Source organism: Pectobacterium zantedeschiae, assembly GCF_004137795.1.
Classification (GTDB): Bacteria; Pseudomonadota; Gammaproteobacteria; order Enterobacterales; family Enterobacteriaceae; genus Pectobacterium; species Pectobacterium zantedeschiae.
Map to the genome: position 1 here is coordinate 1278661 of NZ_NWTM01000001.1, position 26519 is coordinate 1305179.

24 protein-coding genes, 1 pseudogene and 1 other annotated feature are annotated in these 26519 nt (G+C 47.8%); of the genes and pseudogenes, 4 read left to right on the plus strand and 21 right to left on the minus strand.

Features of this window, described 5'->3' with window-relative positions:
* Nucleotides 1-110 precede the first annotated feature (110 nt).
* Nucleotides 111-536 (plus strand): nitrous oxide-stimulated promoter family protein, encoded by a 426-nt coding sequence (locus CLR69_RS05770; protein ID WP_129704736.1) that lies wholly within the window; start codon nucleotides 111-113, stop codon nucleotides 534-536.
* Nucleotides 537-612: 76 nt separating this feature from the next.
* Here the strand turns inward: CLR69_RS05770 and ihfA are convergent, their stop codons facing one another.
* The 21 genes and pseudogenes from ihfA to CLR69_RS05870 form a co-directional block, all read right to left on the minus strand.
* Nucleotides 613-909 (minus strand): integration host factor subunit alpha, encoded by a 297-nt coding sequence (gene ihfA, locus CLR69_RS05775; protein WP_009112984.1) that lies wholly within the window; start codon nucleotides 907-909, stop codon nucleotides 613-615.
* A 4-nt stretch (nucleotides 910-913) separates the two neighbouring features.
* Nucleotides 914-3301, minus strand: coding sequence for a phenylalanine--tRNA ligase subunit beta (gene pheT / locus CLR69_RS05780; RefSeq protein ID WP_129711312.1), 2388 nt, complete (start codon nucleotides 3299-3301; stop codon nucleotides 914-916).
* A 14-nt stretch (nucleotides 3302-3315) separates the two neighbouring features.
* Nucleotides 3316-4299 carry a phenylalanine--tRNA ligase subunit alpha gene (pheS, locus tag CLR69_RS05785; protein WP_129704732.1) on the minus strand — a complete coding sequence of 328 codons (984 nt, stop codon included), beginning with the start codon at nucleotides 4297-4299 and terminating at the stop codon, nucleotides 3316-3318.
* 88 nt (nucleotides 4300-4387) lie between these two features.
* Nucleotides 4388-4511, minus strand: a sequence feature (Phe leader region).
* Nucleotides 4462-4506, minus strand: coding sequence for a pheST operon leader peptide PheM (gene pheM / locus CLR69_RS05790; protein ID WP_106120997.1), 45 nt, complete (start codon nucleotides 4504-4506; stop codon nucleotides 4462-4464). It overlaps the preceding feature by 45 nt.
* Nucleotides 4512-4609: 98 nt before the next feature.
* Nucleotides 4610-4966: a 50S ribosomal protein L20 gene (gene rplT, locus CLR69_RS05795; protein WP_005968887.1), complete on the minus strand. Its 357-nt coding sequence runs from the start codon at nucleotides 4964-4966 to the stop codon at nucleotides 4610-4612.
* A 43-nt stretch (nucleotides 4967-5009) separates the two neighbouring features.
* Entirely contained in the window at nucleotides 5010-5207 is a 198-nt protein-coding gene (gene rpmI / locus CLR69_RS05800; RefSeq protein WP_039300291.1) for a 50S ribosomal protein L35, read from the minus strand.
* A 95-nt stretch (nucleotides 5208-5302) separates the two neighbouring features.
* Nucleotides 5303-5845, minus strand: coding sequence for a translation initiation factor IF-3 (gene infC, locus CLR69_RS05805; protein WP_107170606.1), 543 nt, complete (start codon nucleotides 5843-5845; stop codon nucleotides 5303-5305).
* Between the two features lie 2 nt (nucleotides 5846-5847).
* Nucleotides 5848-7776, minus strand: coding sequence for a threonine--tRNA ligase (gene thrS, locus CLR69_RS05810; RefSeq protein WP_129704730.1), 1929 nt, complete (start codon nucleotides 7774-7776; stop codon nucleotides 5848-5850).
* A 259-nt stretch (nucleotides 7777-8035) separates the two neighbouring features.
* Nucleotides 8036-9436, minus strand: coding sequence for an amino acid permease (locus CLR69_RS05815; protein WP_129711313.1), 1401 nt, complete (start codon nucleotides 9434-9436; stop codon nucleotides 8036-8038).
* A 113-nt stretch (nucleotides 9437-9549) separates the two neighbouring features.
* Nucleotides 9550-9813 carry a YebO family protein gene (locus CLR69_RS05820; protein WP_129704726.1) on the minus strand — a complete coding sequence of 88 codons (264 nt, stop codon included), beginning with the start codon at nucleotides 9811-9813 and terminating at the stop codon, nucleotides 9550-9552.
* A gap of 258 nt (nucleotides 9814-10071) precedes the next feature.
* On the minus strand, nucleotides 10072-10863 hold the full coding sequence (kdgR, locus tag CLR69_RS05825) for a DNA-binding transcriptional regulator KdgR (RefSeq protein WP_129704724.1): 792 nt from the start codon (nucleotides 10861-10863) through the stop codon (nucleotides 10072-10074).
* Nucleotides 10864-11077: 214 nt separating this feature from the next.
* The gene (gene ogl, locus CLR69_RS05830; RefSeq protein ID WP_129704723.1) at nucleotides 11078-12244 is read right to left on the minus strand and encodes an oligogalacturonate lyase; all 1167 of its coding nucleotides are present in this window, start codon (nucleotides 12242-12244) and stop codon (nucleotides 11078-11080) included.
* A 341-nt stretch (nucleotides 12245-12585) separates the two neighbouring features.
* Nucleotides 12586-13467: a protease HtpX gene (htpX, locus tag CLR69_RS05835; RefSeq protein ID WP_129704721.1), complete on the minus strand. Its 882-nt coding sequence runs from the start codon at nucleotides 13465-13467 to the stop codon at nucleotides 12586-12588.
* A gap of 164 nt (nucleotides 13468-13631) precedes the next feature.
* Nucleotides 13632-14480: a glycerophosphodiester phosphodiesterase family protein gene (locus CLR69_RS05840; RefSeq protein WP_129711314.1), complete on the minus strand. Its 849-nt coding sequence runs from the start codon at nucleotides 14478-14480 to the stop codon at nucleotides 13632-13634.
* Nucleotides 14481-14510: 30 nt separating this feature from the next.
* On the minus strand, nucleotides 14511-15845 hold the full coding sequence (gene ugpB / locus CLR69_RS05845; protein ID WP_242451631.1) for a sn-glycerol-3-phosphate ABC transporter substrate-binding protein UgpB: 1335 nt from the start codon (nucleotides 15843-15845) through the stop codon (nucleotides 14511-14513).
* Nucleotides 15846-16094: 249 nt separating this feature from the next.
* Nucleotides 16095-17321: an L-lactate MFS transporter gene (locus CLR69_RS05850; protein WP_129704715.1), complete on the minus strand. Its 1227-nt coding sequence runs from the start codon at nucleotides 17319-17321 to the stop codon at nucleotides 16095-16097.
* Between the two features lie 184 nt (nucleotides 17322-17505).
* Nucleotides 17506-17925 (minus strand): LytTR family DNA-binding domain-containing protein, encoded by a 420-nt coding sequence (locus tag CLR69_RS23395; RefSeq protein ID WP_422762870.1) that lies wholly within the window; start codon nucleotides 17923-17925, stop codon nucleotides 17506-17508.
* Nucleotides 17901-18255, minus strand: a pseudogene (locus CLR69_RS23400) (response regulator); the annotation flags it as partial. The gene CLR69_RS23395 and the pseudogene CLR69_RS23400, both read right to left, overlap by 25 nt.
* Complete coding sequence (locus tag CLR69_RS05860) at nucleotides 18252-19994, minus strand: sensor histidine kinase (protein WP_129704711.1); 1743 nt, start codon at nucleotides 19992-19994, stop codon at nucleotides 18252-18254. The pseudogene CLR69_RS23400 and the gene CLR69_RS05860, both read right to left, overlap by 4 nt.
* A gap of 147 nt (nucleotides 19995-20141) precedes the next feature.
* A complete protein-coding gene (locus tag CLR69_RS05865; protein WP_129711317.1) occupies nucleotides 20142-22310 on the minus strand; it encodes a sensor domain-containing phosphodiesterase in 2169 nt (722 codons plus the stop codon).
* 394 nt (nucleotides 22311-22704) lie between these two features.
* Complete coding sequence (locus CLR69_RS05870) at nucleotides 22705-22962, minus strand: hypothetical protein (protein WP_129704707.1); 258 nt, start codon at nucleotides 22960-22962, stop codon at nucleotides 22705-22707.
* A 394-nt stretch (nucleotides 22963-23356) separates the two neighbouring features.
* Between CLR69_RS05870 and CLR69_RS05875 the strand changes: the two genes are divergently transcribed.
* From CLR69_RS05875 to CLR69_RS05885, 3 genes are all read left to right on the plus strand, one after another.
* A complete protein-coding gene (locus CLR69_RS05875) occupies nucleotides 23357-24091 on the plus strand; it encodes an XRE family transcriptional regulator (RefSeq protein ID WP_129711318.1) in 735 nt (244 codons plus the stop codon).
* A 442-nt stretch (nucleotides 24092-24533) separates the two neighbouring features.
* A complete protein-coding gene (locus CLR69_RS05880; protein WP_129711319.1) occupies nucleotides 24534-24884 on the plus strand; it encodes a Mor transcription activator family protein in 351 nt (116 codons plus the stop codon).
* 441 nt (nucleotides 24885-25325) lie between these two features.
* Nucleotides 25326-26435: a 4Fe-4S binding protein gene (locus CLR69_RS05885; RefSeq protein WP_129711320.1), complete on the plus strand. Its 1110-nt coding sequence runs from the start codon at nucleotides 25326-25328 to the stop codon at nucleotides 26433-26435.
* The last annotated feature ends 84 nt before the right edge of the window (nucleotides 26436-26519 follow it).

Genomic DNA, 26519 nt, shown 5'->3' on the forward strand with positions numbered 1-26519 from the left:
CCTCGCCTTTTCCTTCCCCCTTTTGCACACAGATGTGACTTCAGAGGTTCCCCTTGCAATAAATTGCATTTAAAATGCATCTATTATGATTTCATCAGGACAGGACGCACATGGCGAGAACCCCCCTGGGAAAATACCGACAGCGGGAGATCCGTACCGTTGGATTGATGATCGAGTTGTATGAGAATCACCATCCAGAAACCGACGCTAACGCGCAGTATAAAGACTTGTTCAGCTACGCTATCAAGCGTCTGGAACGCTGTCAGTTTGGTGAAGATAAACCCGCGTGCAAACATTGCCCTATCCACTGCTATCAGCCAGCAAGACGCGAAGCGATCAAAACGATTATGCGCTGGTCGGGGCCACGGATGCTGCTGCGTCACCCCATTCTGGCGATACGCCACTTAATTGACGATCATCGACCCGTGCCGGATTATCCAAACAAAGAAACATCACCAAAAGCATCAACCGGACGGGAAACTCGCTTAGCTTCGCAGCAGACTGCGCCAACAGACGCCGACCTGACGTTAAAGTAGATTACGTTGAAATAGATAAAATGAAGGCAAATAAGATAGGAAAAGGCCGCTTGCGCGGCCTTTTTGGGTGACACAGTTACTCTTTGGGAGAGGCGTTCTCTACCCTGCTTTTTAGCTTTTGCCCCGGACGGAACGTGACCACACGGCGCGCCGTAATCGGAATATCTTCGCCAGTTTTTGGGTTACGCCCCGGACGTTGGTTCTTGTCTCGCAAATCAAAATTGCCAAAACCTGACAACTTGACCTGTTCGCCATTTTCCAAAGCGCGACGAACTTCTTCAAAAAACAGCTCGACTAGCTCTTTGGCATCCCGTTTGCTCAGCCCGAGCTTCTCAAACAGGTATTCTGACATTTCAGCTTTAGTAAGCGCCATAGGTTCAATCCCTCAAGGATGCTTGGAATCGCTGTTTTAATGCTGCTACGCATTCTGCAACGGTAGCGGCAATTTCCTCTTCTGCCAGTGTACGCGTGGTATCTTGCAAGGTCAGACTGATAGCCAGACTCTTATAACCTTCCGCTACGCCCTTCCCTCGGTACACGTCGAATAAGTTTACGCCAACTAACTGATTTGCGCCAACTTTCTTACACTCAGCCAAAATATCGCCCGCAGGGACATTTTCAGCTACCACAACGGCAATATCGCGACGGTTCGCAGGGAAGCGGGAAATCTCGTTCGCATCAGGCAATACGCGGTCTGCGACCTTATCCCACAACAATTCGAACACCACGGTTCGCCCGTTAAGATCCAACTTGCGTTCCAGTTCTGGGTGAATAACGCCAATAAATCCAATGCGTTCTCCGCACAGATAAATAGCAGCACTTTGCCCTGGATGCAATGCCGGATTATTTTCGGCCTTGAATTCGATCTCTGGCAACTTACCCGTCAATGCCAGTACCGCTTCCAAATCGCCTTTTAAATCATAGAAGTCAACAGCCTGACGCGCCAGATCCCAATGCTCTTCATAACGCGTGCCAGTAATCACACCCGCTAGCATCAAATCCTGACGAATGCCCAGATCAGCGCTCGTATCCGGTACAAAACGCAGACCACTTTCAAACAGACGCAGGCGGCTTTGTTGACGATTCTGGTTATACACTGCCGCGCTCAGCAAGCCGCTCCACAGCGATAAACGCATCACCGACATCTCTGCGGAAATCGGGCTCGGCAGGCTCAGTGACGCTTCATCAGGGTGGATTAGGCCCTGAATTTTCGGGTCAACAAAACTGTAAGTAATTGCTTCCTGATAGCCGTGGTCGACTAATAATGTCTTCACGCGCTTCAATGACAGTGACGCTTCGCGATGCGAGGTCATGATCAACGGAGCCTGAGTAGGAATATTCGGAATGTTGTTGTAGCCGTAAATACGTGCGACTTCTTCAACTAAATCCTCTTCAATTTCCATGTCGAAACGCCAGCTCGGTGCAGTAGCCTGCCAACCAGCATCGATTTTCGCTACGTTGCAGCCCAGACGTTGCAGAATATCGCTAACCTGCTCATCGGCAATCACATGGCCAATCAGACGATCCAACTTCTCACGGAGTAATGTAATCGTTGCTCGCGTTGGCAAATTTGCCTCGCTGGTCACATCAACCACCGGACCAGCGTCACCACCACAGATCTCGATCAGTAGACGAGTCGCACGTTCAATGGCTTTGTGTTGTAACGCCGGATCGACGCCACGCTCGTAGCGATGTGAAGCATCGGTGTGCAAACCGTGACGGCGCGCACGACCAGTAATCGACAGCGGGTTAAAGTAGGCACATTCCAACAGAACGTTTTGCGTTTCTTCATTGACGCCAGAATGCTCGCCGCCAAAGATGCCCCCCATAGCCAACGCATTCTTTTGGTCAGCGATAACCAGCGTATCCGCGTTCAGTTTCGCTTCGTTGCCATCCAGCAGCGTCAGCGTTTCTCCCTCTTCTGCCATACGCACGATAATGCCGCCGTTGAGACGGTCAAGATCGAACGCATGCATCGGCTGACCGAGCTCCAGTAAAACGTAGTTAGTCACGTCAACGACCGGATCGATAGAACGAATACCGCAACGACGCAGTTTTTCACGCATCCACAGCGGCGTTGCCGCCTTAACGTTGATGCCTTTCACCACTCGGCCTAAATAACGTGGGCATGCCTGCGGTGCCTCGACCTGAATCGGGAAGGTATCCTGAATCGTCGCGGCAACCGGCTCAATAGTCGGTTCATTCAGCGCCTGTTGATTCAATACAGCGACATCACGCGCCACCCCGATGATACCCAGGCAATCCGCACGGTTTGGCGTCACGCTGATTTCAATCGCGTTGTCATCAAGCTTCAGGTAGTCACGAATATCCGTACCAATCGGTGCATCTGCTGGCAGTTCAATGATGCCATCGTGATCGTCGGAAATGCCCAATTCGGAAAATGAGCACAGCATGCCTTCAGACGGTTCACCGCGCAGTTTGGCGGCTTTGATTTTAAAATCACCCGGTAACACGGCACCGACTGTCGCTACGGCTACTTTCAGGCCTTGACGGCAGTTCGGAGCACCGCAAACGATGTCCAGCAGGCGTTCACCGCCTACATTAACTTTCGTCACACGCAGTTTATCTGCATTCGGGTGTTGCCCACATTCAACCACTTCACCGACAACCACACCGTGGAATGCACCAGCCACAGGCTCAACGTCATCCACTTCCAGACCGGCCATCGTGATTTGTTCGGATAGCGTTTCGCTGTCAACTGCCGGGTTTACCCACTCGCGTAACCAGAGTTCACTGAATTTCATGATGTATACCCGCCTTACTTAAACTGTTTGAGGAAACGCAGATCGTTTTCGAAAAATGCACGCAGATCGGTCACGCCATAGCGCAACATCGTCAGGCGCTCCATGCCCATCCCGAACGCGAAACCCGAATACACTTCAGGATCGATACCGACATTACGCAGGACGTTTGGATGCACCATGCCGCAGCCCAACACTTCCAGCCATTTACCGTTTTTACCCATGACATCCACTTCTGCGGACGGTTCGGTAAACGGGAAATAAGACGGACGGAAGCGAACCTGTAAATCTTCCTCAAAGAAATTACGCAGGAAATCATGCAGCGTACCTTTCAGATTGGTGAAGCTGATGCCTTTATCGACGATCAACCCTTCCATCTGATGAAACATCGGCGTGTGAGTCTGATCGTAATCATTACGATAAACACGGCCCGGAGCGATGATACGAATAGGCGGTTGCTGCTTTTCCATGGTGCGGATCTGAACGCCAGAAGTCTGCGTACGCAGCAGACGTTTAGCATCGAACCAGAATGTGTCATGGTCAGCACGCGCAGGGTGGTGCCCTGGAATATTCAGCGCATCAAAATTGTGATAGTCATCTTCTATTTCTGGTCCGGTTACTACGGAAAAGCCCAACTCGCCGAAAAAGGTCTCGATACGATCGATGGTGCGAGTCACCGGATGCAAGCCACCATTTTCAATGGTGCGCCCTGGCAGAGAAACATCAATGGTTTCCTGCGCTAGACGCGCATTTAACTCTGCGGATTCCAGGGTTTGCTTACGGGCATTCAGCGCGTCCTGAACGTCTTGCTTAGCCTGATTAATAACAGCGCCAGCGGCAGGGCGTTCTTCAGCCGGCAACTCGCGCAGCGAGGTCATCTGAAGGGTTAAGTGACCTTTTTTACCCAGGTATTCGACACGCACATTTTCTAGTGCGGCAACATCCTGAGCCTCTTCTATAGCTGTTCTGGCTTTGGCAACCAGCTCTGCGAGATGTGGCATTGTGTTCCTCTTTTTCTGCCTATGCGGCCAACGGTCATGATTGAAGAATGTCGTTTTACTAAAACGATAGTAAAAACCGATAATTATAAACAAAAAAGCCTCCCTGAGGGAGGCTTAAGCGCTACTTTTCGTTTCTTTTCTTACGCGCAAAGCCCCCTGAGTTCAGGCGCTAAAGTAAAAAAAGAAACGGAAAATAGCAGCGTTCATACTTGCGTTACCTTAATGAAGTGAATAATAAAAAATCTTATAAACAACAAAAACTGTGATGCTTGACGAAAAGAGGGAGCCAAAGCTCCCTCTCTCAACTGACTTACGCCAGTGCCGCTTTCGCTTTTTCGACCAGAGCGCTGAACGCTAATTTGTCGAATACTGCGATATCAGCCAAAATCTTACGGTCAATTTCAACAGAGGCTTTTTTCAGGCCGTTGATGAATTTGCTGTAAGACAGGCCGTTTTGACGGGCTGCTGCATTGATACGTGCAATCCACAGCTGGCGGAATTGACGTTTACGTTGACGACGGTCGCGGTAAGCGTACTGACCAGCTTTGATTACTGCCTGGAAGGCAACACGATAAACGCGCGAACGGGCACCGTAGTAACCTTTCGCTTGTTTCAATATTTTCTTGTGACGTGCACGGGCAACTACACCACGTTTTACGCGAGCCATATGCTCTCTCCTAAAGTCTTATTCTGAATTAAAAAAAGGTTACTTATGCGTACGGCAGACATGCGATGACAAGGCCCAGATCCCCTTTGGAGACCATACCTTTCGGACGCAGATGACGTTTACGTTTAGTCGCTTTTTTGGTCAGAATATGACGCAGGTTAGCATGCTTACGCTTAAAACCACCGCTTGCGGTTTTTTTAAAGCGTTTAGCGGCGCCACGTACTGTTTTAATCTTTGGCATTGTTATTTCCACTTCGCATTGTTAATAAAACGAATCAGATAAGGCGAACAAAACCGTACAACACTGAGATCGCACGGTCTTGCTACTTGAATGCCTTACTGTTTCTTCTTCGGTGCTAGCACCATGATCATCTGACGGCCTTCGATCTTCGATGGGAAGGATTCGACGACTGCCAGTTCACTCAGATCGTCACGAACGCGGTTAAGCACTTCGATACCAATCTGTTGGTGCGCCATTTCACGACCGCGGAAACGCAGTGTGATTTTAGCTTTGTCACCATCTTCCAGAAAGCGAACCAGGTTGCGTAGTTTGACCTGATAGTCGCCATCATCGGTACCAGGTCGGAATTTGATTTCCTTGACCTGAATAACTTTTTGTTTTTTCTTCTGTTCCTTTGTAGCCTTACTCTTCTCATAAAGGAACTTGCCGTAATCCATAATTCGGCAAACCGGCGGCTCGGCGTTCGGACTGATTTCAACTAAATCAACACCTGCTTCTTCGGCTTTTTCTAATGCTTCATTTAGACTTACGATGCCCAGCTGTTCGCCTTCGACGCCTGTCAGGCGTACCTCATGTGCGCGAATCTCTCTGTTGATGCGATTAGGACGCGCCGGTTGAACTCGTTTTCCGCCTTTAATACCTATACCTCCAATTGATGAAGACTACGGCTGCGAATCTCTTGCTGCAGCTTACTGATGACTTCACTGACATCCAGACTCCCAAGGTCTTTACCACGACGAGTGCGGACAGCAACTTTTCCTGCCTCGACCTCTTTGTCGCCACAAACCAGCATATAGGGAACCCGCCGTAAAGTGTGTTCGCGGATTTTAAAGCCTATTTTCTCATTTCTCAAGTCTGCTTTTACACGAATGCCCGCTTCTTGCAGTTTTCGGGTCAATTCGTTGACATAATCAGACTGGCTATCGGTGATATTAATAATCACCACTTGAACCGGGGCTAACCAGGTTGGGAAGAAGCCAGCGAATTCTTCGGTCAGAATACCGATGAAACGCTCCATTGATCCCAAAATAGCACGGTGAATCATAACTGGTACCTGGCGCTCGTTACTTTCACCAACGTAAGATGCATTCAGACGACCCGGTAATGAAAAGTCGAGCTGCACCGTACCACACTGCCACGCGCGATCCAAACAGTCATGCAAGGTAAATTCAATTTTTGGGCCGTAGAACGCCCCTTCACCTGGCTGATAGTCGAACTCAATGTTATTTTCAGTCAACGCTGCTGCCAAATCGGCTTCAGCGCGATCCCACATCTCATCGCTACCAATGCGTTTTTCAGGACGCGTAGACAGTTTCACCACGATTTTTTCAAAACCGAAGGTGCTGTACATGTCATACACCATCTTGATGCAGCTGTTCACTTCATCACGAACCTGCTCTTCCGTACAGAAGATGTGAGCATCGTCCTGAGTGAAACCGCGCACACGCATTAAACCGTGCAGAGAGCCTGACGGTTCATTACGGTGACAGCTACCGAACTCAGCCATACGCAGTGGCAGATCGCGATAAGATTTCAATCCCTGATTGAAAATCTGTACGTGACCTGGGCAGTTCATCGGCTTAATGCAGTATTCACGGTTCTCTGATGAAGTCGTGAACATCGCTTCTTTGTAGTTATCCCAATGGCCGGTTTTTTCCCACATCACGCGATCCATCATGAATGGACCTTTCACTTCCTGATACTGGTAAGACTTCAGCTTCATACGCACAAACGCTTCCAACTCGCGGAAGATCGTCCAACCGTCGTTGTGCCAGAACACCATACCTGGCGCTTCTTCCTGCATGTGGTACAGGTCAAGCTGTTTACCGATCTTGCGGTGATCGCGCTTAGCCGCCTCTTCAAGACGTTGCAGGTAAGAAGCCAACTGCTTTTTATCCGCCCATGCTGTTCCGTAGATACGTTGCAGCATTTTGTTTTTGCTATCACCGCGCCAGTAGGCACCGGAGGTTTTCTGCAATTTGAAATGATGGCAGAAACGCATATTCGGTACGTGCGGACCACGGCACATATCGATGTATTCTTCATGGTGATACAGACCCGGACGATCGTCGTGGCTGATGTTCTCATCCAGAATCGCCATTTTGTAGGTCTCACCGCGTGCAGCGAACGCATCGCGCGCTTCCTGCCAGCTGACTTTTTTCTTGATTACGTCATAGTCGGTGTCAGCAAGCTCGTGCATACGCTTTTCGAGCAGTTCAATGTCTTCCTGAGTCAGGGTACGATCAATATCAACGTCATAGTAAAAACCGTTGTCGATAACCGGACCAATCGCCATTTTGGTATCGGGCCACAGTTGCTTGATCGCATGGCCCAGCAAGTGCGCACAGGAGTGGCGAATAATTTCCAGACCTGCATCATCTTTAGCTGTGATGATGGCTAGTTGCGCATCGGTGTCAATCTTATCGCTGGCGTCAACCAACTCGCCATTGACGCGTCCCGCGATACAGGCTTTAGCCAGACCGGGACCGATATCAAGTGCAACATCCAGGGGAGAAACGGCGTGGTCGTAATGACGCTGACTTCCATCAGGAAGGGTGATAACTGGCATTATAATTCCCTTATTTACAGTGGTGAGCCACACGAAAGCTCACATGCAAAAAATCGCATATCAATTGAAAATCAAAAGTGTTAACTATGCTATTTCTCTGTACTCTGTGAAATATATACACATGATGCACACGACTGAAGGTGCGCATTAGCGTGACATAGATAACGTCGAGGCAATAATACACCTTATAAGTTGTGTGTTAAAGCCGGATGGGTAGCCTGCTCATCTTTACATCGTGATGAGTAGGCTACAAAAGCGTTTACAGCGTTTGAGTCGACTTCAGCCCGGCGCTATTTTTGCGGGAGAAGAGGAAGCCCAGCCAAATAACGGCAATCCAGAACGGAATTAAGATGACTGAAATGCGAATCCCCGGCGACAACAGCATAATCACCAGAATTCCCGCCAGAAACGCCAGACACAGATAGTTTCCCCACGGATACCAGAAGGCTTTAAACGCGGGCACAATCCCCCTCTCTATCATTGCCTGACGAAAACGGAGGTGCGCAAAGCAGATCATGATCCAGTTAATCACCAGCGTTGAAACCACCAGCGCCATCAACAATTCAAAGGCTTTACCTGGCATTAGATAGTTAATTGCCACACCCAGTGAGGTCGCCAACGCCGATAGCGCGATAGAACGGACGGGCACACCGCGAGCATTGACCTTGGCGAGAGACTTCGGCGCATTTCCCTGCTTTGCCAAACCGTACAGCATCCGACTATTGCAGTACACGCCACTGTTATACACCGACAGCGCCGCCGTCAGCACTACGACGTTGAGGACGTTTGCCACAATGTTGCTGTTAAGCGCATGGAAAATCAGGACAAACGGACTGCCGCCGCCGACCACATTCCCCCATGGATAAAGCGACAACAAAATAGATAGCGCGCCAATATAAAAAATCAGGATACGGTATACCACCTGATTAGTTGCCTGAGGAATAGAACGCTTCGGATCGGCAGCCTCTGCGGCCGTAATTCCAACTAACTCCAAACCACCGAACGAAAACATGATCACAGCCATCGCCATGATCAAGCCGCTTGCGCCATTTGGCATGAATCCGCCATGGATCCATAAATTACGTACCGTTGCCGTTTCACCGCCGTTACCACTCAACAGCAGCCAACCGCCGAAAACAATCATTCCGACAATCGCGAGTACTTTGATAATAGCGAACCAGAATTCCGTTTCCCCAAACATCCGAACATTAACCAAATTGATAAGGTTAATCAGCACGAAGAATATCGCCGCAGACAGCCAGGTTGGTGTCTCAGGCCACCAGTATTGGATGTAAATGCCTACCGCCGTCAGCTCAGCCATCCCAACCAGGATAAACATCGCCCAGTAGTTCCAACCGGCCAGAAAACCGGCAAAGTCACCCCAATACTTAAAGGCAAAATGGCTGAACGACCCCGCAACGGGCTCTTCCACCACCATCTCACCCAACTGGCGCATAATCAGAAACGCAATCATTCCGGCGATAGCGTAACCCAATAAAACGGACGGCCCTGCCATTTGGATAGTTTGCGATATCCCTAAAAACAATCCAGTACCAATCGCACCACCTAACGCAATCAGCTGAATATGTCGGTTTTTTAATCCTCGTTTTAAAACCAATTCCTGTTGATCGCTTGCTATGTTGTTTTGAGCATTTGCCATATTATTTTTGTGCTTCCTGTAAAGCCTTCTTCATTTTTATCTCAATGCCTGTTTACGCCATCAGTATGAAAGATGACGTCAATAAGCAAAGGCGCTACACCGTGGCTGAGCCATTAACGTTCAGGGATGACACTTTTAAACGTTAGCTCCACATCATCACTATCAAGCTCGGCGGCGAGCGTTTCAGGCTCACTTTTCTCTACATTCTGGGGCAACAATTTTTTCAATAATGTTAACTGCTGACGTTGCTGCTCTACGATCTCTTGCAGCAATTTCACTTGCTCATTCGCTCTGACACTCGCCCGATTGACAAAAAACCAGACCAGTGCAGCCAGTAGCACAACCAACAAGACAAAAACCACTTCTAATATGTTCACAACGACTCCACCTATAACCACTTATGACAGGTACCTGTGGGCTATCTTAACACCGTGGCATAGCCAAGTTCGATACCCAACCCTATCCGTTAACCACATCGTGTTAATACACATCGCTATCGTATTGGTATAAAAATAAAAAAAACGTGGGGAACGTTTTTCAACGTTGCTTGCGACGGCCCGCAGGGTAGCGGCCAAGGATGGCACACCATAAAAAAGCCTGTCGATAAAGACAGGCTCGAGAATCGCTAGGGAATATCAGAAAGGGTAATCGTGGTAACCCATTTGCTCAGAGATATTTCTGGCCGCAGTGTGCAGCATGGCTACATATTCGTGTTTGTTTTCTTCTGAAAAACGAATCGTTGGGAAAGAAATACTGAGGCCAGCAATCACCACGCCAAAACGGTCAAATACTGGCACGGCGATACAACGCAGCCCTTCTTCCTGTTCCTCTTTATCTTCCCCATAGCCTTGCTCACGCACGACATCCAATTGATTGAGAAGATCTTCAGCAGTACACAGAGTATGTGGCGTGCTACGCGTGAATTCGACAGTTGACAGAACCTCTTCTACTTCACCGCGATCGCGCCACGCCAACAGCACTTTACCAATTGCGGTACTGTGCAATGGATTACGGCGACCGATGCGCGAATACATGCGCAGGTTATACATAGAATCAATCTTGTGGATATAAACGATGCCGTCTTCATCTAACGCGCCAAGGTGGATCGTTTCTCGCGTCAGCGCAGACAACTCGCGCATCTGTATATCCGCACTACGGATTAAATCTACGTTCTGCAATGCTTTTGCACCAAGTTCAAATAACTTGAGCGTCAGCGAATATTTCTCTGATTCACCTTCCTGTGCAACATAGCCCAGGGATTTCATCGTCTGCAAGAAACGGTAAACGGTACTCTTAGACATCATGACTCGCTGAGAAAGTTCGGTAATACCAATTTCTCTCTCTTCACCTAATGCCTGTAAAATACCAAAGACCTTTAAAACGGACGACACGGAATCGGGTTGTTTATCTAAATCTGCAATAGCCATTTTTGTGGTTACCCTACTCAGGTTTTTTTGTTTTAAAAAAAATAGAACAATGGTTTTAGTATAAAGGGAACGCTTTGTTTATGGCAATGGAGCAACAACGATAATCAAGTTAAGTTTGAGAAATAACCGCGTCAGAGTCTTAATAAAATAATATGTAAGTAAATATTTTAAAATAATCCGCGCCATAAAATGTGACGCGGATTTATTAGTATTATTAGTTCCAGACTGAATCAGGAACCTTCGCCAGATACAGCGCAGGTTTTCCATCTACGTCAGAAGTAAACAGGACTTGTTTATTATCCGGCGTGAAAGATGGGTGCGGGTGAGTGACCTGACGGTCCCCTTCCAACACGTCCCAGGATGTATTGTGCTGTGCAATACGATGTTCTTTGCCTGTTTTCAGGTTGAAAACATACAGGAACGGATCGTTCTCAATTTTGTAGCCGCCATCATCCTGCACGTCGACCGGTGCATCGGAACCATCACCGACCAACAGAGTACCGTCATAGTTACTCATCAGATGAGAACACGGCGGCATGACGCGCAGTTGGCGGTCTTCCAGCGTAACGGGATCAATGCTGCGGATATAGCGGTTGGTATCGTCTTTTAGGTAAGAGACGTAAATCATCGCAGAACCATCTGGCACCCAGAATTCATGAGTGCAGCTTTCGCCTTCAGCATGCTCTTTCACTTTGCGCATGTTGGTACCATCTTCGTTGATGAACCACATACGGGCATCAACCAGATCGTGTGGACCTTCGTGGCAGAAAGCAACGGTGTTGTCATCACCAGGACGATAGATTGGGTGACCCAGCCACTGGTTTTCCTGAAGAATAGTCTCTGCTTCGCCCGTTACCAAATCGACGCGAATCAGACGACAACAAGGATTAGTGAAGTAGAACTCCTGGAATTTTTTCCAATCGGTCAGTGGTTTCCAGTCTTCTTTCTTGATCTCAATACCAACCATTTTGGTGCAATCAGAATTGGCAACCCAAGTACCGTAGCCGACCCAGTCGTCAGGTACCTGATAAATTGTTTTCTCTTCCAACGTAGCCAAATCAACACGCATCAGATTACGGGTATTTTTAACGTAATACAGCGCATCGTCGTTCGGGGACAGGAAACCACCAAAGGTGTTGTCGCCTTTGCCTTCCGTCAACTGCGTGGCATTCTGCTCTTTTAAATCCAGCAGATAGTAGTTCCATGGGCCATCGAATGCAGCGCCAAACAGCAGCTTGCTACCATCATTGAAGAAGCACTTCTGGTAGAAATAGTTGCGGTGGCAGATAACATCGGGCGGGGTTAAACGCACAACTTCGGTGCCGGTTGCTGAGTCCTGGTAGGTATGAAACGTTAGGGGGATCTTGTTACCTTTGGCCATCCGTAAATCCTTAGAACTTATCATGAAGAATTTGACGCCACACGCGCATACTCTTCGATAACCTGACATTTCTGATCGCCCGACGAATCGGTCACCCCGACACCGGTTGTTCAAAAATCAGGCCACCAATCTCACGCGAGACGCCTGTTATATCGGCATTATAGAAACAATGTTTCATTTTTCCGTGATCGTGGTTTTATTTTATAAAACATTCTTCATGTTTTCACCACCTGTTTCAGATCTAATGAAAACAGTCGGACGAAGAAAGCACAGGTTCGATGAATGAATAACGCAGAAATAACAAAGGCCCGAATGGGCCTTTGGGAAGAGACTACCGTAAATTACTTCAGGTATTCGCCGGAACGCAGCGCTTCGATTCGCTTATCCAACGGTGGGTGTGACATGAACAGCTCGCTGAAGGACTTCGATTTGCCGTTAATGCAGAAAGCCATCATGCTGCTCTCTTCCTGTGGCTCATAGCTGGTCTTCAAGCGCTGTAGTGCAGCGATCATTTTCTCACGCCCCACCAGCTTGGCTGAACCGGCATCCGCATGGAATTCACGGTAGCGTGAGAACCACATGGTGATGATACTGGCAAGAATACCAAACACCAGTTCCAGCACCGTCGCGACGGCGAAGTAAACTAACGGATTGCCGTTGCTGCTTTCGCCTTCATCACGGTTGCCGGACAGGAAACCGGAAACGACCTGAGCGATCAGGCGAGAGACAAAGATAACGAAGGTATTCACTATCCCCTGAACCAACGTCATCGTCACCATGTCGCCATTCGCGACGTGGCTGATTTCATGCGCGATAACCGCTTCAGCCTCATCACGGCTCATGTTTTGCAGCAAGCCGGTGCTCACGGCCACCAACGACGCATCGCGACGCGCTCCTGTTGCGAACGCATTGATATCCGGTGCATGGTAGATTGCCACTTGTGGCATCGCGATCCCAGCCTGCTGTGACTGTGAACGAACGGTTTCCACTAACCAACGTTCGGTTTCGTTGCGTGGTTGTTCAATAACTTCACCGCCAACGGACCGTAACGCCATCCATTTAGACATCAGCAGTGAAACAAACGCACCGCCAAAGCCAAACAGCCCAGCCATAATCATTAAGCCCTGGACACTGCTGGACTGAATTCCCGTCAGGCTGAGTACCAGCCCGAAAACCAACATCACCGCCAGGTTGGTGATCAGGAAAAGCGCAATACGCATCATAAAAGTCTGATTTCCTCTCGCAGAAAGATAAAGTTTGCAACACCTACATCGTATGGGTTGCCGTGGCATTTTCAAGCATTCTTAACTTTTCAGTTACTAAATCCACATAACTTTACACTTTTCAAAAGGAAAGCGGCGTCCTGCCTGCTGTCAATCCCGATACATCAGCGCGACATCGTTGACCGAAAATCAATCAACGCTGCCGCGTGGTCCACCTGAATCGCGCCCACGCCAGCGCGAATTAATGCTCCCCATACCGCGTCAGGATCGGCTAAAGCCCGCGTATCGCTGTAGTTGAGCGAGTGCGAACAATCTAGCGTATTCACCCAAATTCGTACGCCAAGCCGTTGAAACTCTGCGTAGGTCTCAAGCACTGTGTCGATATGGTCAAAGTTGGCTTCCACAATGGCAACCCCAAAGTCATCAACCTGTCGCAGAATATCGATGGTTTTCCCCCGTTGGAGGTGGATTAACGGCATGTACGGTATCTGAGTATCCTGAGCCGGTGATGTAATAGGAAAACAGGCAGTATCAAGATTAACCGGGCTTTTCATGATCACGCCTGCGCTGAGGCCTTTATCCCGAATATCGCGGGCGATAACACCAAACTCATGCTCATGTTTCACATCCACATTAATCACAATTCTCCCTCGCGCCTCTTCGAGAACTTCATACAACAGCGGAACCTTTTCGTGACTCAACGGCCATGCTGAACCACCGTCACTTCCGCGTAGACGCGCCTGCCGAATCTCCGCCAGCGTCATCTTGCCAACGCTACCGCTCATATCACTCGTGCGATCGAGCGTATCGTCATGAATCACGACAACGTGGCTATCTGCCGTTAATTGCGCATCGATTTCCACGATATCCACACCCTGGCGAATAGCTTCACGCAGCGCCGCCAGCGAATTTTCCGGTGCCGATGCCCAAATGCCGCGATGCGCTACCGTCAGAACCGTCGTGTTTTGCGCCGCAATCAATTCCTGAGTTATGCCCTTACTTTGCTTTGTCATCAGTCAAAAACTCCAAATAAACGGGGAATATCACGAATGACGGGAAACCGACTGCGCAAAATGCTGCAACAGAAGATCACCGCGAGAAACCACATTATCCAACGCCTGCTGTGGCGTTTCCTGTTCTGCCCAGACTTTCTCCAACTCTTCATCCATGATGGTGCGAATTTGCGGCATATTGCCCAATCGGAACCCACGCGTATAAGGCAATGGTGGCTTATTGGTGAGCTGTTTCATGGCAACATCGCTACCGGGGTATCTGGCATAAAATCCCTGCTCGCGCGTCAGTTCGTAAGCGGGCTGTGTCACTGGCAGATAGCCTGTCATCTGATGCCATTCGGCGGCATTTTCTGGCAGCGTCAGGAAATGCAGGAATTCAGCGATACCTTGATAATGCGCTGCTGTTTTCCCTTTCATGACCCAGAGGCTCGCACCTCCAATGAACGTATTCTGCGGCGCACCTTTAACCTCTTCGCTGTAGGGCAGCATCCCTACGCCGTAGTGAAACTTGGCATAGTTCTGAATCTTGCGTAACCCGCCCGATGAGGTGGTCAATATGCCGCAATCGCCGTTATAAAAACGCGTAGTACCCTCATCATTGCGACCGAAATAGCTGAACTCTTTCTTCTTCATCATCTCTGCAAGCTGAGTGATGTGCGCAACCTGCAACGGACCGTTCACCAGCAAGTGAGCATCGACACCATCAAAGCCATTATTTTTCGTTGCAATCGGTAGCCCGTTCCACACGCTAAAGGCTTCTAATAATATCCACCCCTGCTGCCCGGCGTTCGTATATCCACATGTCATCCCACTCTGGCGCAACCGCGCTGCATCGTACGCCAGCTCATTCCAGGTCCGTGGTGGTTTATCGGGATCGAGTCCCGCTTTGATAAATGCATCTTTGTTGTAGTAGAGGACAGGCGTTGAACTATTAAACGGCTGGGAAATCAGATGCCCAGTCTGGCTATCGCTATAAAACAGCGCCACAGCAGGCAGAAAGGATTTTTCATCGTTATCGATACCAACCTGTTTGAACAAATCGAACACCGGGATAATCGCACCGCTGTGCATCATATTCGGTGTACCGACGTCATAAACCTGCAAAATATCCGGCGCGTTACCCGTGCGATAAGCGGCAATACCGGCGGCCAGCGTCTGTTCATAGCTGCCCTTATAGATCGGTTCAACATGATACGTCGTCTGAGATTCGTTAAACCGATTGACCAACCGTATCAATTCCGTATTCAGGTTGCTGTCCATGCCATGCCAAAACGTCAGTTCAACGGCTGCTCTGGCAAACCGCGGGACAAACAAAACCATACTCAACAGCATCAAAAAAACAGATGTGAACCTAAACCGAATCATCATGGTGTTTTCTCCGGTTACTATTCATTTTCAAAGGGCATCATTTTTAAGGGAGACACGTTTTAGGAAAAAGACGTGCCGATAACGACGCTAGGGTTCACCTGTGACACGTAGATGACTAGGAAAGTGATGAACTGTATCGCGATATTTCAGCAGATGAGGAGAAGGAGTTTTGGGGCAGAGAAGAGGAAAAATCTCGCGCTGGACGGCATGGAGACCAGCGCGATGTTCTGTTAGCGTGGCGTGCTATTAGCTCTGTGCGTGTGCCATATCCGCACGCATTGAGTCAGCAACAGGCTGATGCTTAGGTGGTTTGACCCACAGGGTAATCAGCAGCGAGATGACAGACATAATGATGATTGCCATAAATGTCGCCTGGAATCCCCCGAGTTGTGCAGCGATAAACGAGCCAGATAGCGCGCCAATGCCGAATCCCTGATAAATCACGCCGTAGTTTTTGCTGTGATTTTTCAGGCCGAAGAAGTCACCAACAATTGCAGGGAACACCGTGATATTACCACCAAAGCAGAAGGCAATAGCACTGACACAGGCAAAGAACAGGATCGGATTCAGCGGCAGGAACGTCATCACGGACACCGCCACAATCGTCACAAACAGCGTAAAGGTGATGACTCGCATGCGTCCAACGTTATCGGAAAGTGCGCCAAGAACAATACGCCCAACGGTATTAAAAATAGCAATCGCAGACACGGCATTTGCCGCCGTCGCCATATCCATTCCCGCCATTTGCACACCGATATCTTTTACAATACCGATCAGATACAGACCGCTCATGCATGCAGTGAAGAAGATAATAAACAGCAAATACGACTCTTTGGTCGCCAACATCTCGGCTAGCGAAAAATCACGCGTCTGTCCCTGAGCTACAGTCTGTTGTGTTGTTGGCACAGCAGCAGGTTCTTTTAGCAGTGAACTCCCGACCAGAATCATCGCCATGACGATAACGCCCCAGTAGAAAAAGGCTTCTGACACACCGACTTCTGCAATCAAAAAGCTGTTGACGTATTTGAACAGCAGGCTTCCGGTACCAAATGCACCAACCGAAATACCCGCTATCAACCCTTTACGGTTAGGGAACCATTTGATCAAATTGGACAGCGTGGTGATGTAAGCCGTGCCGTCAGCAAAACCGACAACCACCCCCATCAACAGATAAATCAGCGTCAGTGACGGGCTTACCGCACTCGCCATCAGACCAGCACCCAGCGCGATGCCAGCGATCATGGTCAAGCGGCGCAGACCAATACGTTCCTGAAACTTACCGGCAAATAGCGTTGCAAATGCCAGACAGAAACTGGTAATTGAAAACGTCGTCGCAACGGAGCTCAGCGTCCAGCCAAATTTGTCCACCAGCGGCTGGTTGAACAAACTCCAGGTATAAATCGTGCCAAGTCCCATTTGGGTGATAATGGTACCGAGGACAATCAACCCCCGATTAACAGATTTGGTATTCATGGGTTTTCCCCTACATCAAAAATTGGTCCGATTCACTCGGCACGCTAAAAAATATAAGCTGATGTGGAGAAGAAAAAATCCATCAAAACACTGTCAGCTTATGGGCTGAGGCCAGTATACAAGCGGGCTGACAGTGGTTGATCGAATGGGGAATGAGATGCCTGAAACGCGGAATGAAATGCCTTTAAAGACGCATCAATGACCTGAATGCCTTTATCTTGCTCCGGCTTACCGGGACTTCAAAATCCAGATCGTTTAGTCGCAGGATATAGGTGTTGTTAAACCACGGCACAATTTCACGGATTTTTGTCAGATTGACGCAGTAAGAGCGGTGGCAACGGAAGAAATAGTCTTCAGGCAAACGACTGCAAAACTCTGTAATATTCATCGGCATGATGAATTCCTCACGTCGGGTATAAACCAGCGTGACCTTTTCCTGCGCAGCCGCATAATAGATATTATTAATATCCGTGACGATAATCCGCTCATCTTTCATCAGGTTAATCGTTTGCTGTGCCCCTCTTGGCGCCCCCGCATGCGTGCCTGTTTCAGCAGCAGGTGCAACTTGCCGCTGCTGCCAGGTTGCTTCCAGTTTGCGCAGCATCGTGACAATGCGAGATTCATGGTACGGCTTAAGAATGTAATCAAAGGCTTCGACTTCAAACGCCTCGACCGCATGTTCTTTGTACGCCGTAATAAAAATGATGTAAGGCTTATGCGCGAATTTGCTGATATTTTGTGCCAGCCAGACACCGTCTAACGACGGAATATTAATATCCAAAAAGATCGCATCAACTTCGTTATGTTGCAGATATTTCAGGACATCCAGCCCGTCATCAAATGTCGCTTCAATCGTAATATCACTGTGCTGTTTGATGAGGTAACTCAGTTCCTGCTGCGCAAGGAATTCATCTTCAACAATAATAGCTTTCATGGGTTGCCTCCTGTTTGCTCAGCAGTATCTCTTGATAACGGCACTTGAATGCTATCCGGCAACGCTGACGGGGTTTTATCTTCTCGTGGAATGTAGAAATAAATCTCGGTTCCCGGCTCCAAACGACGAATATGCAAACCATCACCATAGAGCAAACGGACACGATGATGGACATTCAGCAGACCAATTTTATTCCCCGGTAATTCATTCCGTGCGACGCGATCCATCGTTTCCTGACTAATGCCGTGCCCCGTATCTTTTACTGCCACCAGCAGCTTATCACCCTGCTCTTTCACAGACAGCACCACGGTTCCTTTGCCTCTGAAAGGCTGGATGCCGTGCACTATCGCATTTTCCACCAGCGGCTGAATTAATAAGCTAGGAATTTTGTACGCCAAATCGTCGTCAATATCGTAAATCACTGTCAACTTAGCGCCAAACCGCGCCTGCTCAATCGCGATATAATCCTGAATTTGGTACAGCTCTTTTTTTATATCGATCAGCGCATCATCGTTGAGTTCGAGGTTATAGCGCAAATAGCGGGACAGATTGATCACCAGCTGGCGCGCTGTATCGGGATTAATACGAATAGATGAGGAGATCGCATTGAGTGCATTAAAAAGAAAGTGCGGATTGATTTTACTTTGCAGCGCTCTCAGTTCCGCTTTATTTGCCATATCACGCAGTTGTTCTGTGCGGGACACTTCAATTTGCGTTGACATAATTTGTGATAGACCGACAGCCATCACGCGTAATGAATAGGTAATTTTATGTGCATGACGATAATAGATCTTCAGCGTGCCGGTCACCTGCCCGTGCTCCCACAGCGGGATGACGATCATTGAATGGATTTCCGGTGTCAGATGCTGTTCATCATTATTTTTAATGATGATTTTCCCGTCATGCATCGCCTGCTGCGTCATAGGGCTGATAATATCGTGGCCAATATTATATTTCTCTTCCCCAATCCCCACGTAAGCCTGAATGTGCTGCGTGTTTGTTATTGCCACGGCGTCCGCATTAATTTCAGTACGAATGATTCTACAAATGGCCGTGAGTGAATCACTGTTGATATTGCGAAAATAGGGCAGTGTTTTATGTGCGATATCCAGCGCCAGTTTGGCTTGTCTGGCGGCAATCACCTCTTTTTCATTCGCCACACTCTGCACCAGCAATACGATCAGGCCAATACAAATGGAACCAAGAATCATCGGCACTGCAATTTTTGAAACAATATCCAGCCCTAACTCGATGGGCGTCGCCCATGCCACAACCAGCAGCATAGTTAATGATTCACACAGCATCCCGCCAAGAATCCCGATGCTCCACTGCTGCTCTTTTTTGACTTTCTTATTGATATAGCCCGAAGTGATACCAGCAATGATGCTGGTAATCAGACAAGGTACAGAGGTGATGCCATCAATATCAATTAAATAACGGTGCACTCCCGCAATGATACCCGTCGCGATACCAACCCAAGGGCCAAAGAGAATACCGCCGGACATCACGGCAATCACACGCACGTTGACGAGTGAGCCCTCAACATTAATACCGGAATACGTACCGAACAGAGCAAACAGTGAAAAGATGGCCGTCACCGTCACCCGCTCTCTCGGCGAATGTTGCTCTTTTTGCAGCAATTGCCGGAACTGGCGCGTCCTTGTCAGGAAGAACAGGCAAATCAGCATCAAGGCGGCGCGGTCAAAGACCGCAAGGAGCATCTCAAATATTTCGTGCACAGGACATCCGGTACTGGGTTACAAGCCTGCACTATAGAAAAAATGTGATCCTGATTCCACTTTTTAGTCTGTTCAGCAAATGGGAAGCCCAAAGCATAAAAGCCAGCAGACGCTGGCTTTCAGAGAAAACTGGCATAGCGCAACCATTTATACGTCTATCGGTTTATTCAATTTTAGCAACTGGGTGAACTCCTCCGCAGGCATAGGATGCCCAAACAAATATCCCTGTGCTTCCTCACACCCTTTCCCCCGCAGCCTCTCACTCTGCTCTAATGTTTCTACACCTTCTGCAATCACACCCAAGCCGAAACTTTTTCCAAGATATAAAATCGCCCTGACAATCGCCGCATCTGGCGGAGATTCACACATGGTCCTGACAAAGGTTTGATCGATCTTTAATCGAGTTACCGGGTAGTTCTTAAGCATGCTGAGCGATGCATAGCCCGTCCCATAGTCGTCAAATGCAATGCCGATACCCGCTTCCCGCAACGTCTTTAATGGCTGCAACATATTCTCATCGTAACGGAGGATAATGTTTTCCGTGATCTCCAATTCGAGGGAACTTGGTTCCAACCCTGTTCGAGCGAGAGTATCCATAATTTTCTGCGCCAGCATACCGGTACGAAACTGCGCACTGAAAAGGTTAATGCTGATACGAAAATATCTGTTGCCAGACTGACACCATTCCGCGGCCTGCCTACATGCCGTTTCTACGATCCAATCACCGACTCGCTCCGCCCATGGGCCATTTTCCAGTGCAGTGAGGAATGCGGCTGGACCAAGCAATCCTCTTTCTGGGTGACGCCAGCGCAGCAAAGCCTCTGCACCAACAATCTCATTGGTCGCCAGTTTTACCTGCGGTTGATAGAACATTTCAAATTCATGCTGTTCGTAGGCACGCACAAACTCGAGCTGAAAAGCATGCTTGGCCTGAAAGACCTCAAGCAGTTCACGCGTGAAAAAACGGTAACAATTTCGACCTTCTGACTTCGCTTGGTACAGCGCTAAATCGGCGCTGGTCAAGAGGTCTTGTACGGTCAGCCCATAGTCGGGATACAACACCGCTCCAATACTGGCACTGATATTGATTTGGTGATCGTCAATAATCATTGCCTGCGAAATTTCATGAATAATTTGCTCGGCAATTTTACCCGCGACCCGTTTATCATTCAGGCCGGGAAACAGCAGTGCAAATTCATCTCCCCCCATTCGCGCCACGACATCACCAGAGCGGACCGTCGCTTTTATTTTTTTAGCAACATGCACCAAAATATCATCGCCGCTGGAATGCCCCAGGCTGTCATTGACATCTTTAAACCCGTCTAGATCGACCATCATGATACAAACCGCAGGTTCATTCTTTAGCGCGGTTTCGAGATTGGATGTTAATAACGTCCGGTTTGCCAATCCCGTGAGTGGATCCATATGCGCTAACAAAAACAGCCGTTCTTCATTACGTCGGCGTTCTGTAATGTCACGCAATATCGCACCATAGCTAATATTGTCGTTGTCTTCCCACATAGAAACCGACAATTCAACCGGTACCAGGCTGCCGCTTTTGGCTTGCACATTCAGTTCCAGCGTCACCCCTTTCATTAGCGAATCCCGGTCAGTGACTAAATGGTTGAGCTGCACAATAAAGGCATCAGGCACGATGGTATTAATATTGCGGCCAATAATGTCCTCGTCACTGTACCCCAGCATATTCTCCGCAGCGGTATTCCAGAAGGTAATCATTCCCTTCTCGTTAACGCACAAAATCGTATCTGGCGAGGTATTGGCTATATTTTCAAAACGTATCTGACTGGCTTTACGCGCCAGTTCCAGACGGCGCATTTCCAGCTTGTCCATGACCAATGAAGCCAGATCCTGCATATTATGCTCATCACGCTTGGTGAATGTCGCTCTGGGTTTCAAATCGATAATGCACAGCGTACCAATGGCATGTCCAGATGGCGTAATTAATGGAATACCTGCATAAAAACGAATGTAAGGAATGCCCACAACCAGTGGGTTATTTTTGAAACGCGCATCCTTGAGCGCATCGGGCACCACCATGATCTTTTTCTTTAGGATCGTGTGGGCACAAAAAGAGACATCGCGAGATGTTTCACAAAAAGGAACCCCTACGCTGGCGGCAAACAGTTGGCGCTCAGCCTCTACCAATGACACCAAAACAATAGGCGCACTAAAAATGTTAGCGGCCAGGCTAATCAGGTTACTCAGACTCGGGTCAAATAATACGTTCTTAATGCCATACTCACGAAGAGCAGCAAGACGTTTGTCTTCATCTTTGCTTATTGGGGCACGGCTCATGGGTTCCCCCCTCCCATCGTATTAATGTTCAGATTAGACAAAAATTTAGCTATAAATCCAAAATGTAGCAGCAATGAGCACGATAAGAACAGCGGGCCAGCGTTAGCAAACCAAAGCCCCTTCTCTTGCCAGGAGTCACGACGCATGATGGCTAAGTGTTGAGTATGGCAAAAGATCCAGACTCTATCACCCCTTCGAATCATTAATAATAACAAGTAGAAGTATCAATTAAGATGATAGATGAAAAGCGAAATAGAAAGATACCGATGCACTCACAACGTTGAGCGATGAAGACAAAAAAGAAAGGAGAAGGTTGGTATATTCAAAGACTCACTACCGGATAACGACAATGTATTATCAAGTTATTAACAGAATATAACCAACCAAAGAATCATCAGGCAGGAAAATAGGTTATTGAGTGTTCAGGCGTGTCATTTTTCGCTCGGATCACGACATCCCAAATTCCTGTATAAGGTACGGTTAAATACACTTCACCTTCCGCATAACGGCAAATAGAGTCCTGAGTAGCACTATTCTCTTCAGTCATGGTTTCCTGTTCACCATTGCTCATTTGCACTTCAAATGTATTAGCACACCGGACAATTACCGTATCACCACCAAACAGACTTAAACACGTGCGAATTACAGACATACATCCTCCGCGACACGCAGTCATGCGTATACTTAATGAAACGAATTTATTGGTTATATTTCCCACAACGGGATTTCCATAAGAGCAAAATGCATACTGTCGGATTGTGATTTAGATCAAGTGACACACATGTTTAAGTCAAATCAGGTGATGGAATAAGACGATACTATGACAGCCTGACATTTATTAGGATTTTTGATAGTCAGGCGATAGTGTTTATTTTGACGTTATCTCATACATCCACGCGGGTTCCCTCGCGCGGAATAACAACTTAAATTGTTTTAATGGTTGTATTTATGATGTTCTTTGCACACCGACAATACATAGCTTTGGTTTTTTTAAACAAGATTAATATCCACTTGATAAATTACAACCTAGGTTGTAAATTGAACGAATGAAAACGACACTTGCAGAACGATTAAAGACCGCCAGGACTGCACAAGGGCTTAGCCAAAAAGCACTTGGCGACATGATTGGTGTATCTCAGGCCGCCATACAGAAGATTGAGGGGGGGAAAGCGTCGCAGACAACCAAAATTGTTGAGCTTTCCAATGCCCTCCACATTCGCCCTGAATGGTTGGCAAATGGCGAAGGCCCAATGCATAGCGACAGTGTGGTTCGATCACTCCAGGAATCAAGTATTCCGCCAGCATCAAAATGGGGCACCGTATCAGCTTGGGACAGCACGACAGAATTATCAGAGGACGAGGTGGAAGTGCCTTTTTTAAAGGATATTGAGTTTGCCTGCGGCGACGGACGCATTCAAAGTGAGGATTACAACGACTTTAAGCTCCGTTTCTCCAAAGCCACGCTGCGTAAGGTCGGTGCAAATACTGACGGTTCAGGCGTTCTTTGTTTCCCGGCAGCGGGTGACAGTATGGAACCCATCATCCCGGATGGCACCACCGTCGCAGTTGATACCAACAACAAACGCATCATTGATGGAAAGCTCTACGCCATTGCTCAGGAGGGCAGCGGCAACGATAAGCTCAAGCGAATCAAACAACTTTACCGCAAACCTGGCGGTCTCCTCGTCATCCATAGCTTTAACCGCGATGCTGACGAAGAAGCCTACGAATCGGAGGTCGAGATCATCGGCCGAGTGTTCTGGTATTCGGTACTCCTATAGCTCGTTATAGGTGAGTTTTCGCTTAGGTGCTATCGGTTTTCCTCTCAAAAGCCAGTGAGCCAATTCGAGCACTGGCTTTGTTTCATACTTCAAAAACGTTTACCCTCGCTCAGATAACCTTACCCACGCGTAACAGTTTTATACAATCACCGTGCTATTGTTTCATCAACCCTTGTTGATGTTGTGTTATTCCTCCTGTCTATGTGTTTCTTTCCCGCCTTACGGCGGGATTTTTTTTGCTTCTCTGTGACTTCCCCTACATGCCGCTTTGCAGCTGCCCTCAGGCATAACAACCAAAAACAACCCAAATTAAAACTAAAGATGTTGACATTAAAACAACTATAGTTTTAAATGAACACATAACGCGGTTGTTATCCCTTGAGATAGCAATGCTCGAATCCTCACATAGCTGTAATTATTTTCTTTAAGGATAAGGTAATTTATGACTGAGCCACAATTTCGCAGTAAAGGTCCTGAGCTTCTGGTCGAACTTTCTCAACACGTTGCCGATACGGTCAAAAATGTCACAGAGTTGGACCCACAAACAGCCGAGCTGGTCGGCAATGCCGTTGCCAAACACATGATGACCGTATGGGGCGGACAAAACGTGTATTTCCCAATGGGAATATCCTGGCGAGCTTCCCAGCGCGATCTGCAAATCTATGAAGAATTCGATGGCCGTAATCATAGTGCCCTGGCTAAAAAATATAATGTCTCACTACAATGGATTTATAAAATTGTCAGAACCATGAGAAAAGATGAGGTACAAGCAAAACAAAAGAACCAAGCATAATTAAAAAGTAATAATAAAAAAATATTAATAAAGATAACAATTTCTAACTTTAATAAAAAACGACCTAAATAACCCCAGTTACGAATAATTCTACAAAGAGTTTTTATACACTAATGCCTGCCAGCATACGATGTTTAACGTATGCCTGATATATTAAATATAATATTTCCAGGTAATTAATAGAATGGGTACGATTGCGTACCCATTATTTTTATATTTCTGTCGATTTACTTTTAGAAGAAAAATATTATCGAGCCATATAATGAAGAGTGCACTATCCCCCACCTTCTAATACAAACCAATCCGCTAAGAAACCCACAAACATGCATTTTCAATGCACAAATCAATTTTTAACCGTTAAAGGCATGATAACGTTGCCCCACAATCCCGTCGATGCGTTGAAAGCACCAAATGAAAAAATAAATGGGAGCAATGAGTTCAATGAGTGAGAAAGTGAGAAAACGGTGGCAACGCCGATACGGAACCACTGGCGGTAAACTTCCCTGGAACGACTGGCGTAACGCTCTGACCTGGCGCAGAGCAACACAGATTCTGCTACTGACGATCAACGTCTATATCGGCGTCACCTTCTATTTTTGGGTACGCTATTTTGAAACCGGTGGTACGAGCCTCTATATGTCGAGGCCTGGCGGTATTGAGGGTTGGCTACCTATTGCCGGATTGATGAACGTTAAGTTCATGTGGGAAACCAGCAATTTTCCTCCTATCCATCTTGCGTCAATGCTATTACTTCTCGCATTTATTCTCACCAGCCTGTTACTGAAGAAATCGTTCTGCTCCTGGCTGTGCCCTATCGGTACAATTTCTGAGTGGATAGGTATATTGGGGGGAAAAATATTCGGGCGCCACTTCATTCTTCCTAAGTGGCTTGATATTACGCTGCGCTGTCTGAAATATCTGTTATTAAGTTTTTTCCTCTATATCGCCTTATCAATGCCAGCACAGAGCATTTATATGTTCCTGATGTCACCCTATGGGTTAATCGCCGATGTTAAAATGCTCGGCTTTTTCCGTAATATAGGAAACATCACACTAGCCTTTGTTTTTCTGTTTACGTTTGCCAGCCTGTTTGTCCGCCATTTCTGGTGCCGCTATCTATGCCCTTACGGTGCGCTCCTGGGAGTATTTTCGCTGCTCTCCCCTTTCAAGATCCGCCGAAATACCACCAGTTGTATCGACTGTGGCAAGTGTTCGAAGGCCTGTCCGTCTAATATCCCGGTGGATAAGCTGATTCAGGTGAGAACAGCCGAATGCACAGCCTGCATGACTTGTGTCGAATCCTGCCCAGTGGCATCAACACTTCATTTCTCACTAGTGACGCCTTCAGGATCACAGCTAAAAGACAACAAGGCAGCCAAACCGCTATGGCGACAAACTGCGCTGTCTGGTATTGCAATGACAGTGTTGGTGCTCGGTATCCTTTTCGGCATGATCGGCTTTGCAATGTACATCGGCGGCTGGGACAGTCCGATTCCCGAACATATATACTTCCGACTCATCCCCGGCTCACAGAGCATTGGTCACCCGTGAATAATGGCTAGGTCAACTGTAAGCATCCCGCTAAACCGAACCATTCACTTTTAGAGATTTTCCGGCATACCGATTGTGTCCCAT